Consider the following 13,699-nt stretch of genomic DNA (forward strand, 5'->3'; position numbering starts at 1 on the left):
GGCGGTTGCTATTTAATAGCAACCGCCACCACATTTTCCTAACTAGTTATTTTCAACAATTTCGACAAAATTATTGATATATCCCTTAACGAATTCGATAGTCTTTTCGTTATTAAATTTGCCCTCGTCGTCAAGCAGCGTCGGCGACTGCCCCAGGAAAATTTCTGGCTGGCCGGGTAAGGTCATGTCGAAGTAGCTCAATGCTAGACGCAGATTCTTCTGCGAGCTGTAGCCGCCCATTCGTCCAACAGAATGGCTGATTATGCCGGCCGGCAAGTTCTTCCAAGCCACATCAGAATTCGGCTTAGAGCCAATATCGACCGCGTTTTTCAGGCAAGCAGGAATGCAGCGGTTATTCTCCGGAGTAACGAACAACACGCCGTCGCTGGCTTTGATTGTTTCGCGGAATTTGGTGTATTCGGCAGGCAGGCTCTTGTCTGTTACCTCTGGATCGTCGTAATCGAAATCGTATAGAGGCAGATCCCTAATCTCGACGATCTCAGCCTTATACCCTTCGGGGAAAAGGTCTATTACATTGTGTGCGATTTTCCGCGCGATTGATTCTCTGCGCAGACTACCGACCAAAACAGAAATTTTTTTGACCATATTCGTTCTTTCGTAACCTATCGCCCGATTCGGCTTTGGCAGGCGTTATGAGAGCTTCGAAGCATTTCGCGAAGCCGTTGCACGTCATTGCCCAAGCGCCTCGTCAGACTGTTTTACCTATTACTTAGAAGCTACCACTTTAAAAAAATTCGGTTCCACTACCTTCTTTTCCCCTTTTCCTTTGGTTTTGCTGAGAAGATATGCAAGTATCTGCATATGAACGCAGATAAGCAATCATTCGATCTGAATAACGAATACATCGACTTGGCGGTGGAGGTCTTTTCGATGCTGGCGGATCCTACTCGCCTTCGAATAGTGATGATATTGAATGACTCAGAGCGTTCAGTAAACGAGATCGCCGGCATGCTAGGCAAGCAGCCCGCATCGGTCTCCCAGCATCTCGCCAAGCTGCGGATGGCGAGAATCGTTCAGACCCGCCAGGAGGGCCAGCGCGTCTTTTACCGGGTGGCTAACGAGCACGTATCTCAACTGGCCAGCGACGCTCTCTACCAGGCAGAACACAGCGTCGAGGAAATCCCTCGCCACCACAGGGCAGGCTAAAATGCTCAGCGTCTTCAGAAACGCGTCTTACGCCAAGCTGTTCTCGGCGCAGTTCATAGCACTGGTCGGGACCGGCCTATTGACCGTTGCCCTCGGATTGCTCGCATATGACGTCGCAGGCTCGCAGGCGAGCATGGTTCTGGGCATAGCCATGACCATAAAGATGATCGCCTACGTTGGCATCTCGCCATTCATTTCAGCGCTGGTTGCCCCTTTACCCCAAAAAGCTGTTCTCATCTGTGCCGACCTGATTCGCGCGCTCGTCGCCTTCTGCTTGCCTTTTGTCGCGAATCCGCTAGAAATCTACATACTCATTTTCGTTCTTCAGGCGGCATCCGCGACGTTCACCCCGACTTTCCAATCCGTCATCCCCGAGATTTTGCCGGATGAGCGCGAATACACCAAAGCGCTCTCACTCTCGTCGCTGGCATACAACGTGGAATCTTTGATCAGCCCAGGGTTGGCAGCTGCGGCGCTTTTAGCCATGAGCTACAACCAACTATTTGTGGGCACCGCAATTGGCTTTTTCGGTTCGCTCGCGCTCGTAACTTCGACTGCTTTCCCGCAGCACCAACACGTGGAAGAGCCCCCTTTCTTAGACCGCGTGGCTGGCGGCGCCAAAAAGTTCTTGAGGGTTCCGGAGCTGCGTTCGCTGATGGCGCTTAATGTTTGCGTTGCAGCGCCCATCGCTCTATCGATCATCACCACCACGAATTTGGTAAAGGTCGAGCTCGGCAGGGACGGCTCGGATGTGGCGATTCTTTTCGCCGCCTTCGGGGCAGGCTCCATGATGTCTGCTTTGCTGTTGCCCAAAATCCTAGATCGTGTATCCGACCGCTTGGTTCTAATCGTTGGTGCGTTCGCGATAGCTCTCACACTTGCAGCCACCGGATTCATCTTCACCTTCACCAGCAGCTGGATCGCGGCCTGTTTTTGCTGGTTAATTCTCGGCGCCACTTCCTCGCTAGTGATGACGCCTTCTGCGCGCATAATCAAAAGGAACTGCGACGAGCACACCTCCACGCAGCTGTTCACCGCTCAGTTCGCGCTCTCGCACTCGTGTTATTTAGTCCTTTATCCTATGGCGGGCTTCTTATGCGCCAGAATCCAGACGCCGCTGACCGCTGTTGTATTCGCTGTTACGACGTTGGTCTTCGCGGTGCTAGCGACGTCGGCTTGGAGGAATCCAGCCAAAGAAAAATCCGAAGAAAATAGCAGAAGCCTTTACCCCGGCAGCCTAAATAATGGCTAACCGAGGTACGCCCTAGGTGCACTTTTCTGCCGCCGAACTATTTTTCACGGCAGAAAAATCTTTACCGGGTAAAAGTTTCAGCCCCTTTGACAGCAGGTCAAAAAAACCAAGGCGGGTTATTGTCCTCCTGTTGGTGAAGCGTAAAACCGTCTCACCTAGTCAGAGGGCTATTTAATGGCGGCCCCGATAGGAATCGAACCTACGACACATGGTTTAGGAAACCACTGCTCTATCCCCTGAGCTACGGGGCCATCTCGGACTACAATAGCCGGTTTTTTGCTTTACACCCAAGACGACAGTGTCGCTTGAGCGTCAACGCGCTTTTTCTACTACCGTATCCACATGGCAGAAAATGGGCTCCAGGCCGCGATTGCGAAGATGCAGCAGGCCGAAATAGGTGCGTCGGCTATCGAAAGCTTCACTTTCTACTACCGGCAATTACAAGACGGCACGGTAGGCACGATCCGCGAAGAAGACATAGAACCGCTCACCGGCGTACCCGCCCTACGCGACATCGAGATCGACGAAGCTGCGGCGCAAGATGCGCTGGCAAAAACCGTCATCATCAAGTTGAACGGCGGTCTCGGCACGTCCATGGGCTTGGACGGACCCAAATCGTTGCTGCACGTGCGTGACGGACTCACCTTCCTGGACATTTCCGTTCGGCAGGTGCTCGCTGCGCGCAAACAATACGACGTCAAACTGCCGATTATTTTCATGCACTCTTTCGCCACCCGCAAACCTTGCCTGGACGCGCTCTCGGAGTATCCCGAGCTTACCGTCGATGGGCTCCCCATCGACTTCGAGCAGTCAAGCGAACCGAAGCTGGACGCGAGCGACCTGTCCCCCGTCTCGTGGCCCGCGGATCCGTCCCTCGAGTGGTGCCCTCCCGGCCATGGCGACATATATCCGTCTCTTCGGGACTCCGGAGTGCTGGATCAGCTGATCGAAGGCGGATACCGCTACGCAGCCGTCTCAAACGTCGACAATCTGGGCGCGCGTCCAGATGCCAGGCTCGCTGGCTGGTTCGCTAGCAGCGGAGCCGAGTTCGCTTGCGAGGTCTGCCGCCGCACCTCCAACGACCGCAAGGGAGGTCACCTGGCGGTAAGAAGATCCGACCAGCACATAATTTTGCGTGAATCTGCTCAGACCCGTGAAGAAGACCTCCAATACTTTTCCGACGAAAATCGCCACGCGATGTTCAACTCGAACAACCTGTGGCTGGATCTAGTGGCTCTGCGCGAGCGCTTAAATGAGCGGCACGGCGTCCTTGGGCTTCCTTTGATCAAGAACACTAAAACAGTTGACCCCACAGATCCGAGCAGCCCCAAGGTGGTCCAGATCGAGACCGCGATGGGCGCAGCGATCGAGATCTTCAAGAAGTCTGCAGTTGTAGAAATCGACCGCGATCGCTTCGTGCCCGTGAAGAAAACGAACGAGCTGCTTATCCTGCGCTCCGACTGCTACAACTTGGACGACTCGTACCACCTGGTTGCCAATGCGAAGGCGCCGAAGGTCGATCTTGACCCTGATTACTATCAGTTGATCCAAGACTTCGACGCTAGGTTTCCTAAACCACTGCATCTTTCACGCGCTAGCGCCTTGAGCGTGAAAGGAGACGTCAGCTTCGGAGAAAACGTCGAGATAATCGGGGACGTAAAAATCGAGGCGCCCAAACCCACAAAGATTCCAGACAAAGAGGTAATAGAGGAGAACCGATGAGCCTCTATTCCGCTGCTTTTAGCGCGCTAAGTGGTGAAGATTGCGATCCTGGCGAGCAGGCAAATCTAAAAACTGCTGCCGCGGTTGCGAAGAAGATCGTAGAGAACGGTTGGAGCAGGGAGAAACTTTTAGCCCTTCGAGACGAGGCCCACGAGCAAGAACGACGCTGGCCATTCCCGGTATCGCCGAGAGCGCGGGGCGACGTCGGCCCGGCGCAGACTCATGCTTTCATTCAACAGGTCTGCCTAGAGCTTGAGCTAAACGACAAGCCAAAACTTCGAGACGCAAGAATGCCGCTCAGCGCCCACGATGCTCAGTTGATAGCGCAACTGCCGCCTCACCACGGAAAAGTCGGGTGAGACGGCAGCGCAATAAAAAAATTACTTGCTTGCTTTCTCGCTTAGGATGTCGCGGATCTCGGTAAGCAGCTGATTGTCCGTAGGCGGCAGTTCTTTCTCCTCCTTGCCCTTGGATACTCGACGATTTAACTCGTTCATCGGCTTTACGACCAGGAAAAACAAAACAGCCGAGACGATCAAAAACGAAGTAACTGCGGTCAAAAATTCCCCGAGCGGAAGTCCAAATGGCTGGAATGCGTCGAAATTTGGCTCTTTACCGAAAATAAGAGATATCAGGCTTAAGAAGATGTTGGTGAACGAGTCAACAACTTTGCTGAACGCAGCACCCATGATGAAAGCGACTGCCAGTTCGACGAGGTTGCCTCGCATAATGAATTCCTTGAATTCTTTCATTTCTCCCCTTTTCTTAGGTACGACGACAATCAAGCTACCTGCCTATCAAGATAGTGACAAAGCCTTTGCAATCTAACCGAAGACAATGCCCAACTTGGACTGCGCGGACGCGGAAGCTAGTGCATTAGCCGTCTGTTCGTCGGCAGAAACCACGACTAGGGCGCCCGTCTGCGCTCCGCCGAATTCTGCCGTCTCGACTTCGGGCAAGGCTGCGACCTTCACGTTGCTGGCGACGGTCTGACTGGTGCCGTCTGAGGAATTCGCCACGACCGAGATCACATCGCCCACTTTTAGTAGAGACACGACCTGGGTGTCGTCGACGCGGAACGGGACGAGTTTCTCTGATCCCGAGGATTGTTGCGAACCAAATATGACCGAGTTTGTGAGCATGGTTCCAGAGCCCAGGTTTGCGGTCAGGGTGCGTCCAACCAGTTGGCTCGAATCGGAAATGACGTCCTCGGGAAGGTACTCGTCCGGGACGTCTCTGGCGGTGAAGTCTTGGGCGCTTAGCTTTGTTCCGGCACTAAGCGAAGAAGCGGCAACGAAGACCTGGGTGCTTTTTGCGGGGCGCGGAGCCAACGCAAAAACGATGCAAAAGATACTTGCCACCGCACAAAGCGCCGCCACCTCTCTTCTGTACCAGAGAAGGAGGTGGCGAAGGCGCGCGACGGGTTTACTTTTCTTAGTGCTCACGTATTGAACTATTGACGCGAAACGCCAAAAAGTTCACCCGTTCAAAGATTATTTACCTGCCGCGGGCTTGGATTCCGTTTTCTTTTCCGCAGGCTTCGGGCTGTTACGCGGGCTGGCAGCCTTGGAAGAACTGTTATCGGTTGAGTAGAAACCGGACCCTTTGAAGATGATTCCCGATGGGCTGAAGATTTTGCGTAGCTCACCCTTACACTCGGGGCAGACCGTCAGGGCGTCATCGCTGAACTTCTGGAAAACTTCCAGATCGGTTCCACAATCCCTGCAACGATACTGATAGGTAGGCATCTTCACTTCCTGTTTGGCACTCTTTAAATACGACTGCTAACTGTAGACCATTCGCAGCCGCTTTCCGTAACTAGGACGTCAACGGAATTGTCGTGCGGCAGCGCTTCAACCTCGTCCACAATCTCGTCAGCGTAGAGCAGACAGACCCGAAGACAGCTTTGGGGAAGACGAGACAACGCACGATCGAACCAGCCGCCACCCGTGCCGAGGCGGTTGCCGTCCTTATCGGCCGCGAGCGCCGAGACCACGATCACGTCCGGTGAGATTTCGTCTGCAAGCGGCTCCAGAGTCGGTTCTGGTATCCCCTGCCACCCAGGTCTTGTGAGTTCGTCGAATCGACCGGGGTCCAGCAGCACCCAATCCGGGGATTTGGTCTTCGGAAAAGTTCTCAAGACTGGCACGTACAAAGGCCTTGGCCAAGACCGAACAAAGCCTATGGTGTCCGGCTCGGGCGGAGCGGACAGGTATATCGCCACTTTTTGCGCATCGCCAATAATCTTTTCCAGGTTTAGGCGACGGGCTTCGTCGAATCTCTTCCGCATCTCATCTGCTATAGCCGAGCGCCTATCACGATATAGTGCACGCGCCTCGGCGCGCTTGGCAGCACAAATCTTGCTCATTCGCCTATCGTAGTGCCATGGCATTTTTCCGAGGCTCAAAGAAAACCGAGCAGAACACCTCTTCCGAGGAAGCACAGGAACTGCGCCCCAGCCTTCCGCAACCTCCCGAGGCGGATGAGTTCGGGCGACGCAGCCTGGACGATCAGCGGCAGTACCTGCTCAGCCTGATCGAGCCGCTGCCCGCATTCGGGATGTATCTCCTCGACGCGTGGGGAATGCCAATTTGCGAAGACATCCACGCCTGCGCGGACCTGCCGCCGACGGACGTGGCCGACTCCAACGGATACGCCATTTCGTCGTCCTTCGCGCTACCGGGCTCTAGGGTGCGCGGAGTGCCCGTCACCGTCGGCCAGGAAATGCCGTCCGGAACCGACGCCGTAGTGACTCATGCCGACACCAACTGCATCGTGGACGTTACCAAGCAGGTCAACGCCGGCTTAAACGTTCGCGTCTCAGGGTCCGGGGTTCGTAAGGGCGAATTGCTGATCAAGAACGGAACCGTCTTGAATGCGCGATTAAGCGGGCTGCTAGCAGGCGCAGGATTCGACCGTGTTCTGGCTAGGCCCAGGCCGCGCGTCGTTGTGCTGGATGTGGTGGATTCCGCCGCGACTTCGGTCAGCGAACGGGCGGTCAGCGAGGTCAACTCCCACCTGATCGCCGCAGCTTTAAAGGCCGATGGAGCGCAGGTCTGGCGAGTAGATATTCCGGCTAGCACCGACGAACAGCTGCGCGACATGGTCAGCGACCAGCTGATACGCGCCGACTTGATTGTGTCAGCAGCCGGACTGGCTACTTCCCAGATGGTCCAGGTCGTCGACTCCATGGGTCTGGTCGACGTCGCCGATATCGCCGTGTCCCCCGGTGGCAAGGTGGCCTTCGGACTAATCGGCGAAGACGCTATCCCGATGTTCTTACTGCCAAGCAACCCGACCGATGCATACGTCACTTATCTAACCCTCGTTCGTGCGGTGGTAGCCAAGCTGATGGGGCTGGAAACTTTCGTTCCAGCATCCGAGGAATACCCTTCTGCCGAAAGGCTGGAATCGCCAGCCGGAATGACTCAGTTCCTGACCGCCAAGATCATCGACGGCAAAGCGGCTGCTCTCGCATCCGCCGAGAATGGGCTACTTCTTGACATCGCAAACTGCGACGGGTTGATCTGCCTGCCGGATCACGTCACGAGCGTCAACGAAGGCGATCCTGTGAGGTTCATTAGGCTCGCAGAGGAGCGAATTTAATAAAATCTCAGGCTGTTTGGCTGACACTCCGTAAGGGCTCCCAGAATTAGTAAATTTTTGCCCTAGATTCATCCGTATGATTACGGGGTTGATCTTCGCAGCGATTGCGATTTTGTGGGCTGCGTATCTGGTGCCGAGGGGAACTCGCCGCGATCGAGGTTGGGTGAAGTTAGACGACGACTCGATGTCGAATTTCAACGCATCGGTTCAACTAGTTCGAGACTGTTCATCCGGAGACTCCGAAAGCGAATACCAGGTTTCCACACCGCTGATTCGCAGGGCAGTGAAGTACGAGATTAGACGCGGCAAGCAGGTTGCTGCGAGGCGACGCAGGGTTGGCCTGATCGGCAACACGCTGATCTTCATCGCGACGATCGTGCTGCCGTTCATCACTTCGTTTTCGCATTGGATCACGCTCGGTGGTGCCCTGGTTCTGATCGCATGGCTGGCGCTGTCTCGCTACTCTGTATGCGCAATGGACAGGGTTTCCAAGCGCATCCTAGCGCGCTGCGAGCTCATCGGTGACGAGCCCACCGTCGTCATCGAAGAGTCCGAATTGAATCGTGGCCGCGATTCCGGTGAACGTTCCATTCGAATTCGCCTTGAAGAGACGCTGGATTCTCTGCTCGCGCCGATTCCCGTCACCCCGACGACGTACGTCAGCAAACCGCTGCTGCCCCGTTCCGTACGCACAGTCGACCTGTCGGCACCCATGGTTGAGCAGAAGCCGGTCACTTCCGCACGTCCGGACGTCAAGACCATCTTCGACGACGAAGAAACCGAAATTCTTGAGAACGACCTGCCTCGTGCCGTTGGTGAATAACACTTAAGACGAAGGTTTTGAGCTAGCCCGCAAGCGGTGCTAATCTGAACATCTGTCGAGGGGCTATGGCGCAGTTGGTAGCGCGTCTCGTTCGCAATGAGAAGGCCGGGGGTTCGAATCCCCCTAGCTCCACTAACTACCTGCTGGTGTTGATACAATGACGTGCCGGCAGGTTTTGTTTTTCTTGGGGTGTTTCATTTTGGGTTTTTAACCCGTAAATATTTAGGAACCAAACCCTGACCATTTCAATCACCTCCCGATACAATCAACGCCAGGTCAGCTTGCTGTCCCCTCTATCAAAAGCGGAATAAAACCCGATAGTTAAGGAGTTTCTGTGAGTAGATTTTCAGGCAAAATCGCAGTAGTCACCGGTGCTAGTTCCGGCATGGGCAAAGAGATCGCCCGGTCTTTGTGCGAGGAAGGGGCTACGGTAGTAGCGGTGGCGCGTCGTCTAAACAGACTCGAAGAGCTGGCTGAAAAGTGTAAGAACGCGGAGGGGCAGATTATCCCTTTCAGGGCTGATCTCATGAATGACGGTGAGAACCGAAAAATGATTGAGTTCGCCGTCGAGACAGGTGGAAAACTCGATATCCTCGTCAACAATGCGGGCATGATGGACGAGATGAAGCCTGTTAGCGAAATCGACGAAGAGCTCTACGACAAAGTCATGACTCTTAACGCAAAGAGCCCGATGCTCGCCACTCAGAGCGCTGTCTTGCAGATGGAAAAACAGGAGACTGGCGGCAATATCGTCAACGTAGCTTCTATTGGCGGCACTAACGGGTGCAAGGCTGGGGCGATTTACACAATGTCGAAGCACGCATTGGTTGGGCTTACCAAGAATACGGCGTTTATGTATGCCGGAAAGAACATTCGTTGCAATGTTGTGTGCCCGGGTGGTGTGAAGACTGAGGTAGGCATCAACATGACAGCACCGAGCCAGCTTGGCCTGGAGAGGGTCATGACTGGAGTCGATACCGGTATCAGGCAAGCTGAGGTTGAGGAAATTTCACCGTTGGTGTTGTTCCTGGCAAGTGATGCTGCGTCTTTCATTACGGGTGCTGTGGTAGCGGCAGACGGTGGCATAACCAGCGCGTAATCGACGCAGACCTAGGCGCACGTTTCTAATTAGTACAAAAGGCTCAGATCTCTGCAGTCGGCAGGATCTGAGCCTTTTGGCCGCTTACCCAAGCTCCGGAGCTTTATCTTTATCCTGCTACTCAGGCCAGGACCAAAATCAACAAGCCAAGTGCGATCAGCACGACTGGAAACAGGATGCTTTCCCACTTTTCTAGATACTCGGCAATGGCCTTTCGCGATGTTATGTACTTGGCAAGGAAAACGACCACGGCGGCTAAAAGCAAAAAGACAACTACATAGACCGCCAGCTGCCAAGGCTGGGAGACCGAGAATACAGGCAGATAGACGGCGGCTTCGTCGCCAGAATTCGCGAAGGTCACCGCCGCAACAGATAAAACACTGGTCAGCTTTCCTTGGATCAATTCGTCGTCATCTTCATCCTCGCCCCTGGACTTCCATGCTTGCCATGCAGCCTTCAAGCCGATGATCAGCGGGATCAGGCCTAGCCAACGAAGCGCCTCCACGGGAAGAACGAGATTAATGCCAGCCGCGAGAGCCAAAGTCAGAATTATTATCGCGCCGAAGCCCAGGTACTGCCCCGCCAAGATTCTGCGGGTCGTGCCGGGACGGCCGTGGCCACGAGCGAACCACATGCTCAGAATCACGAGGTGATCAATATTCGTAGTCGCAAACAGGACAACAGCCTGGAGCAAAGTTAGCAATTCATTCCCTTTCCTCGTATTTGCCTCAGCTCGAAAACCTAATCGTCACGAATCGAAAAACTAGTCGAGCAGAGTCAACACATTTTTATTAGAGTTCCCCGCGACTGAGAATTTTCTAGGGCCGGCTGTGCAACCTCTATAAATCAACCATGACAGCCAAGAGCCACTCCAGCCAAAAGCCGAGTCAACTCCTTTTACGAATACGCCACTTCTAGACAGCGGACAACACAATAAATGACACCAACGAGGGTTCTTTCTCACAAAATATCTATGCTGCAGAAAATGTTCGTAAGTAATAAAAAATTATTTTCACGCTAATAAACTTTTATCAAGAGTTTCTTGTGGCGGCGCGTATCGATGCCTAGAGCGCGCGCAAGTTTCTTCTAGACAACGGTGTTTATTCCAAAAGGGAGACTTTTATGGTTACCTCAACCGCTGGTCTTGTAGTGGTATTAATCGCTGCAATTCTATTAATTGTTCTGTTAATCGGGGCGCTGAAGATGCACGGATCTTTAGCGCTCACCATCGCTGCTATAGCTGTGGCCCTCGTCACAGGAGTCAGTCTCGGCGATGTCGGCCAGATTTTGGAAGAAGGCGTCGGCGGCACGCTTGGCTTCCTCGTCCTAATCATCGGCTTCGGAGCCGTTCTCGGAAAACTACTTGAAGTTTCCGGTGGCGCAGAGCGTCTAGCAACATCAATGCTCAACGTGTTTGGCGAGAAACGAGCTCCGATCGTCATGTCCCTATTGGGGCTTCTAGCCGGCATTCCGGTATTCGTCGAAGTTGGCTTTGTATTGCTGGTGCCGCTGGTTTTCGTTGTTGCCCGCAAAGCGGGAATGAGCCGGCTGCGAATCGGAGTGCCTCTAATCGTTTCTTTAATGTGCGTCCACTGCCTGCTACCACCGCACCCTGCCGCTACCGCAATTTCTAACACCCTGGGTGCCGACATCGGCCAAGTCATCATGCTCGGTCTGCTTGTCGCCATTCCAACATCTCTAATCGGTGGCCCCTTCTTCATGCGTTTTGCAGATATGAGGCTAGCCCAAGAACACGCCTCCTCGACGGATGCGAAGTCAGTAAAGCAAGGCGTGAATAAGCGCGTCGGTGGTGGAGACGGATCGGTTGCTTATGCAGCAGTTATTGCCACGGAAACTGACGAATCAGCCAGCGATGCTGCAGTCCAGCAGAAGGAGCTACCCGGCTTTGGCATTACTGTTTTCACCATCCTGCTACCACTACTGCTGATGGTTGCGAAGACCATCTCCGAAGGGGTTTTTGCCGAAGGCCAAACAGCTAGGCTCATCTTCGAACTCATCGGCCATCCAATCATCGCATTGCTGATTTCGGTCATCTTTGCATACTGGTCGTTGGGCCTTCACCGTGGCATGCGCCTAGAAAAACTCTCGTCAATTACTGATTCCAGTTTTGCCCCGATTGGCGGCGTTCTGCTCATCATCGGCGCTGGTGGCGCATTCAATGCTGTCTTGATGAAGTCTGGGGTAGCTCCAGCACTTGCCGACGCCCTCGGCGGGTTACCCGTCAGCCCGATCGTGATTGCATGGTTAATTGCACTGGTTCTGCACTTTGCTGTTGGATCTGCAACTGTTGCAATGATTTCTGCCGCAGGCATCGTGCTGCCGATGCTGGCAGCTAACCCCGACCTAAACCCCGCAATCTTGGTGCTTGCGGTGGGCGCAGGCGCAATGGGCCTAACCCACGTCACTGACTCGCTTTTCTGGCTCTACAAGGAGTACATGGGAATCGAAGTTGGCACTGCTTTGAAAACGCTAACGGTGGGAACAACGATTGCGTCCGTCGTCGCTTTAGCTTGTGTGATGGTTCTACACATTTTCGTCTAGCCCTAAACCGAAAACTGAGTTCTTTAGATACGAAGGAGTAACTAATATGTCTGAGATTTTAGGAAAAGACATTTCGAAGTGGGTAGAAGAATACCCAAAAATCGAGACCTTGATTAATACCGAAGAAACAGACTGGTTCAATCCGCAAACTAAGTCAGCGCAAGAAGGCCTTGAAGAAGTAGGTTTGACGTCGGCCGACATCGAGGATGCACGTGACCGGCTGAAGCGCTGGGCTCCCTACCTTGCAGAGGTTTTTCCAGAGGCAAAACGTACAGCTGGCATTCTCGAATCACCCCTAGCTTGCGTGCCGGATTTTAAGGCAGAACTCGAAAAACACTATGGCATAGAAATTCCTGGCCAGCTGTGGGCAAAACTTGACTCTCATCTGCCGATCTCAGGCTCTATTAAAGCCCGAGGAGGAGTCTACGAGGTGCTCAAGCATGCCGAAGAAATCGCCTTGGCCGCAGGCCTGATAACGCTCGAAGACGATTATCGAAAACTTAACACCAAAGAGGCAAAGGAGCTCTTCGGAAAGTACAAGGTTGCGGTTGGCTCCACAGGCAACCTTGGCCTTTCGATCGGCATCATGAGCGCACAGCTAGGCTTCCAGGCTTTCGTTCACATGTCTTCAGATGCCCGCCAATGGAAGAAAGACAAACTGCGCTCTCACGGTGTGACCGTGGTGGAATACGAATCTGACTATTCGGTTGCCGTGGCAGAGGGTAGGAAACAGTCCGAATCTGACGAAACCATGTACTTCGTCGACGACGAAAATTCTACTTCGCTATTCCTCGGCTATGCAGTTTCGGGCGCGCGATTGGCTGGACAGTTCAAGGCCTATGACGTGCGAGTCGACGAGGATCATCCGCTGATTGTTTACCTACCATGCGGTGTGGGTGGCGGCCCCGGTGGCGTTGCCTTTGGCCTCAAATCGGTGTTCGGAGACAATGTTCGCTGCATTTTTGCTGAGCCTACCCACTGCCCGTCGATGATGCTCGGCGTCATGACTGGTGAGCACGACAACGTAGCGGTACAAGATTTCGGCATCGACAACATAACTGCCGCCGATGGGCTTGCCTGCGGACGGCCCTCAGCGTTCGTTGGACGCCACATGCAGTACCTGATCGACGGCTACTACACCGTCGAAGATCCACAAATGTATCGTCTGGTGGCATTGCTGGCAGGTACAGAAAATCTGCGCATAGAACCCTCCTCGGCAACAGCTTTTGCGGGCCCAGCGCATTTAATCAGTGATTCCGCCCGCCAGTACCGGGAGCACAGCGGACTAACTGATGAGCGGTTAGCTAATGCGATTCACCTAGGGTGGGTCACTGGAGGCAGCATGGTTCCGGCAGCAGAGATGGATTCCTATATAGCTAAAGGACACTCCTATCTTTAAAAATTAGACGGTTTGGGTGTGCGGGGAATAATCCGCACACCCAAACCGTTTAAGCTAGCTAACTAACAA

At 53.8% G+C, this 13,699-nt stretch carries 15 protein-coding genes and 2 tRNA genes; 10 read left to right on the plus strand and 7 right to left on the minus strand.

From position 1 onward, the window contains the following. Positions 1 to 42 precede the first annotated feature (42 nt). On the minus strand, positions 43 to 606 hold the full coding sequence (locus tag HMPREF1255_RS00830) for an NADPH-dependent FMN reductase (RefSeq protein ID WP_024110435.1): 564 nt from the start codon (positions 604 to 606) through the stop codon (positions 43 to 45). 216 nt (positions 607 to 822) lie between these two features. Here HMPREF1255_RS00830 and HMPREF1255_RS00835 point away from each other — a divergent pair, with 216 nt between their 5' ends. Further along, positions 823 to 1,167, plus strand: a complete 345-nt coding sequence (locus tag HMPREF1255_RS00835; protein ID WP_024110483.1) for a metalloregulator ArsR/SmtB family transcription factor — start codon at positions 823 to 825, stop codon at positions 1,165 to 1,167. Between the two features lies 1 nt (position 1,168). Then, positions 1,169 to 2,419, plus strand: coding sequence for an MFS transporter (locus tag HMPREF1255_RS00840; protein ID WP_024110382.1), 1,251 nt, complete (start codon positions 1,169 to 1,171; stop codon positions 2,417 to 2,419). A 175-nt stretch (positions 2,420 to 2,594) separates the two neighbouring features. Here HMPREF1255_RS00840 and HMPREF1255_RS00845 read toward each other — a convergent pair. After that, positions 2,595 to 2,670: transfer RNA gene (locus HMPREF1255_RS00845), tRNA-Arg, on the minus strand. A gap of 91 nt (positions 2,671 to 2,761) precedes the next feature. Between HMPREF1255_RS00845 and HMPREF1255_RS00850 the strand changes: the two genes are divergently transcribed. Together HMPREF1255_RS00850 and HMPREF1255_RS00855 are read left to right on the plus strand one after the other, a co-directional pair. Beyond that, complete coding sequence (locus HMPREF1255_RS00850; protein WP_024110495.1) at positions 2,762 to 4,141, plus strand: UTP--glucose-1-phosphate uridylyltransferase; 1,380 nt, start codon at positions 2,762 to 2,764, stop codon at positions 4,139 to 4,141. Beyond that, entirely contained in the window at positions 4,138 to 4,500 is a 363-nt protein-coding gene (locus tag HMPREF1255_RS00855; protein WP_016455484.1) for a hypothetical protein, read from the plus strand. Before HMPREF1255_RS00850 ends, HMPREF1255_RS00855 begins: the two co-directional genes overlap by 4 nt. Before the next feature lie 21 nt (positions 4,501 to 4,521). Here HMPREF1255_RS00855 and mscL read toward each other — a convergent pair whose 3' ends face one another. From mscL to HMPREF1255_RS09290, 4 genes are all read right to left on the minus strand, one after another. After that, complete coding sequence (gene mscL, locus HMPREF1255_RS00860) at positions 4,522 to 4,893, minus strand: large conductance mechanosensitive channel protein MscL (RefSeq protein ID WP_016455483.1); 372 nt, start codon at positions 4,891 to 4,893, stop codon at positions 4,522 to 4,524. 72 nt (positions 4,894 to 4,965) lie between these two features. Next, positions 4,966 to 5,502, minus strand: coding sequence for an SAF domain-containing protein (locus HMPREF1255_RS00865; RefSeq protein ID WP_036916615.1), 537 nt, complete (start codon positions 5,500 to 5,502; stop codon positions 4,966 to 4,968). 132 nt (positions 5,503 to 5,634) lie between these two features. Further along, positions 5,635 to 5,889: an FmdB family zinc ribbon protein gene (locus tag HMPREF1255_RS00870; RefSeq protein ID WP_024110391.1), complete on the minus strand. Its 255-nt coding sequence runs from the start codon at positions 5,887 to 5,889 to the stop codon at positions 5,635 to 5,637. Between the two features lie 23 nt (positions 5,890 to 5,912). Continuing rightward, positions 5,913 to 6,509, minus strand: coding sequence for a 5-formyltetrahydrofolate cyclo-ligase (locus HMPREF1255_RS09290; protein WP_051394950.1), 597 nt, complete (start codon positions 6,507 to 6,509; stop codon positions 5,913 to 5,915). A 17-nt stretch (positions 6,510 to 6,526) separates the two neighbouring features. Between HMPREF1255_RS09290 and HMPREF1255_RS00880 the strand changes: the two genes are divergently transcribed. The 4 genes from HMPREF1255_RS00880 (at position 6,527) to HMPREF1255_RS00895 (ending at position 9,669) form a co-directional block, all read left to right on the plus strand. Next, positions 6,527 to 7,747 carry a MoeA protein gene (locus HMPREF1255_RS00880; protein ID WP_024110436.1) on the plus strand — a complete coding sequence of 407 codons (1,221 nt, stop codon included), beginning with the start codon at positions 6,527 to 6,529 and terminating at the stop codon, positions 7,745 to 7,747. 76 nt (positions 7,748 to 7,823) lie between these two features. Next, the gene (locus HMPREF1255_RS00885; protein WP_024110498.1) at positions 7,824 to 8,570 is read left to right on the plus strand and encodes a hypothetical protein; all 747 of its coding nucleotides are present in this window, start codon (positions 7,824 to 7,826) and stop codon (positions 8,568 to 8,570) included. Positions 8,571 to 8,629: 59 nt separating this feature from the next. Beyond that, positions 8,630 to 8,702: transfer RNA gene (locus HMPREF1255_RS00890), tRNA-Ala, on the plus strand. Positions 8,703 to 8,904: 202 nt separating this feature from the next. Further along, positions 8,905 to 9,669 carry an SDR family NAD(P)-dependent oxidoreductase gene (locus HMPREF1255_RS00895; protein ID WP_024110472.1) on the plus strand — a complete coding sequence of 255 codons (765 nt, stop codon included), beginning with the start codon at positions 8,905 to 8,907 and terminating at the stop codon, positions 9,667 to 9,669. 121 nt (positions 9,670 to 9,790) lie between these two features. Here the strand turns inward: HMPREF1255_RS00895 and HMPREF1255_RS00900 are convergent, their stop codons facing one another. Beyond that, positions 9,791 to 10,372 (minus strand): cadmium resistance transporter, encoded by a 582-nt coding sequence (locus HMPREF1255_RS00900; protein ID WP_016455474.1) that lies wholly within the window; start codon positions 10,370 to 10,372, stop codon positions 9,791 to 9,793. A gap of 419 nt (positions 10,373 to 10,791) precedes the next feature. On the opposite strand from HMPREF1255_RS00900, the gene HMPREF1255_RS00905 reads away from it, so the two are divergent. Both HMPREF1255_RS00905 and HMPREF1255_RS00910 read left to right on the plus strand, forming a co-directional pair. Beyond that, positions 10,792 to 12,231, plus strand: a complete 1,440-nt coding sequence (locus HMPREF1255_RS00905) for an SLC13 family permease (RefSeq protein WP_016455473.1) — start codon at positions 10,792 to 10,794, stop codon at positions 12,229 to 12,231. A gap of 46 nt (positions 12,232 to 12,277) precedes the next feature. Beyond that, positions 12,278 to 13,630 (plus strand): D-serine ammonia-lyase, encoded by a 1,353-nt coding sequence (locus HMPREF1255_RS00910; RefSeq protein WP_024110502.1) that lies wholly within the window; start codon positions 12,278 to 12,280, stop codon positions 13,628 to 13,630. Positions 13,631 to 13,699 lie beyond the last annotated feature (69 nt).

Source organism: Propionimicrobium sp. BV2F7 (genome assembly GCF_000510445.1).
GTDB classification, from domain to species: domain Bacteria; phylum Actinomycetota; class Actinomycetes; order Propionibacteriales; family Propionibacteriaceae; genus Propionimicrobium; species Propionimicrobium lymphophilum.

Excerpts from the sequence above, each read along its gene's own strand:
- HMPREF1255_RS00830 (WP_024110435.1), bottom strand. The coding sequence starts at position 606 with ATGGTCAAAAAAATTTCTGTTTTGGTCGGTAGTCTGCGCAGAGAATCA.
- HMPREF1255_RS00885 (WP_024110498.1), top strand. The coding sequence starts at position 7,824 with ATGATTACGGGGTTGATCTTCGCAGCGATTGCGATTTTGTGGGCTGCG.
- HMPREF1255_RS09290 (WP_051394950.1), bottom strand. The coding sequence starts at position 6,509 with ATGAGCAAGATTTGTGCTGCCAAGCGCGCCGAGGCGCGTGCACTATAT.
- HMPREF1255_RS00910 (WP_024110502.1), top strand. The coding sequence starts at position 12,278 with ATGTCTGAGATTTTAGGAAAAGACATTTCGAAGTGGGTAGAAGAATAC.
- HMPREF1255_RS00880 (WP_024110436.1), top strand. The coding sequence starts at position 6,527 with ATGGCATTTTTCCGAGGCTCAAAGAAAACCGAGCAGAACACCTCTTCC.
- HMPREF1255_RS00840 (WP_024110382.1), top strand. The coding sequence starts at position 1,169 with ATGCTCAGCGTCTTCAGAAACGCGTCTTACGCCAAGCTGTTCTCGGCG.
- HMPREF1255_RS00870 (WP_024110391.1), bottom strand. The coding sequence starts at position 5,889 with ATGCCTACCTATCAGTATCGTTGCAGGGATTGTGGAACCGATCTGGAA.
- HMPREF1255_RS00905 (WP_016455473.1), top strand. The coding sequence starts at position 10,792 with ATGGTTACCTCAACCGCTGGTCTTGTAGTGGTATTAATCGCTGCAATT.
- HMPREF1255_RS00835 (WP_024110483.1), top strand. The coding sequence starts at position 823 with ATGAACGCAGATAAGCAATCATTCGATCTGAATAACGAATACATCGAC.
- HMPREF1255_RS00850 (WP_024110495.1), top strand. The coding sequence starts at position 2,762 with ATGGCAGAAAATGGGCTCCAGGCCGCGATTGCGAAGATGCAGCAGGCC.
- HMPREF1255_RS00855 (WP_016455484.1), top strand. The coding sequence starts at position 4,138 with ATGAGCCTCTATTCCGCTGCTTTTAGCGCGCTAAGTGGTGAAGATTGC.
- mscL (WP_016455483.1), bottom strand. The coding sequence starts at position 4,893 with ATGAAAGAATTCAAGGAATTCATTATGCGAGGCAACCTCGTCGAACTG.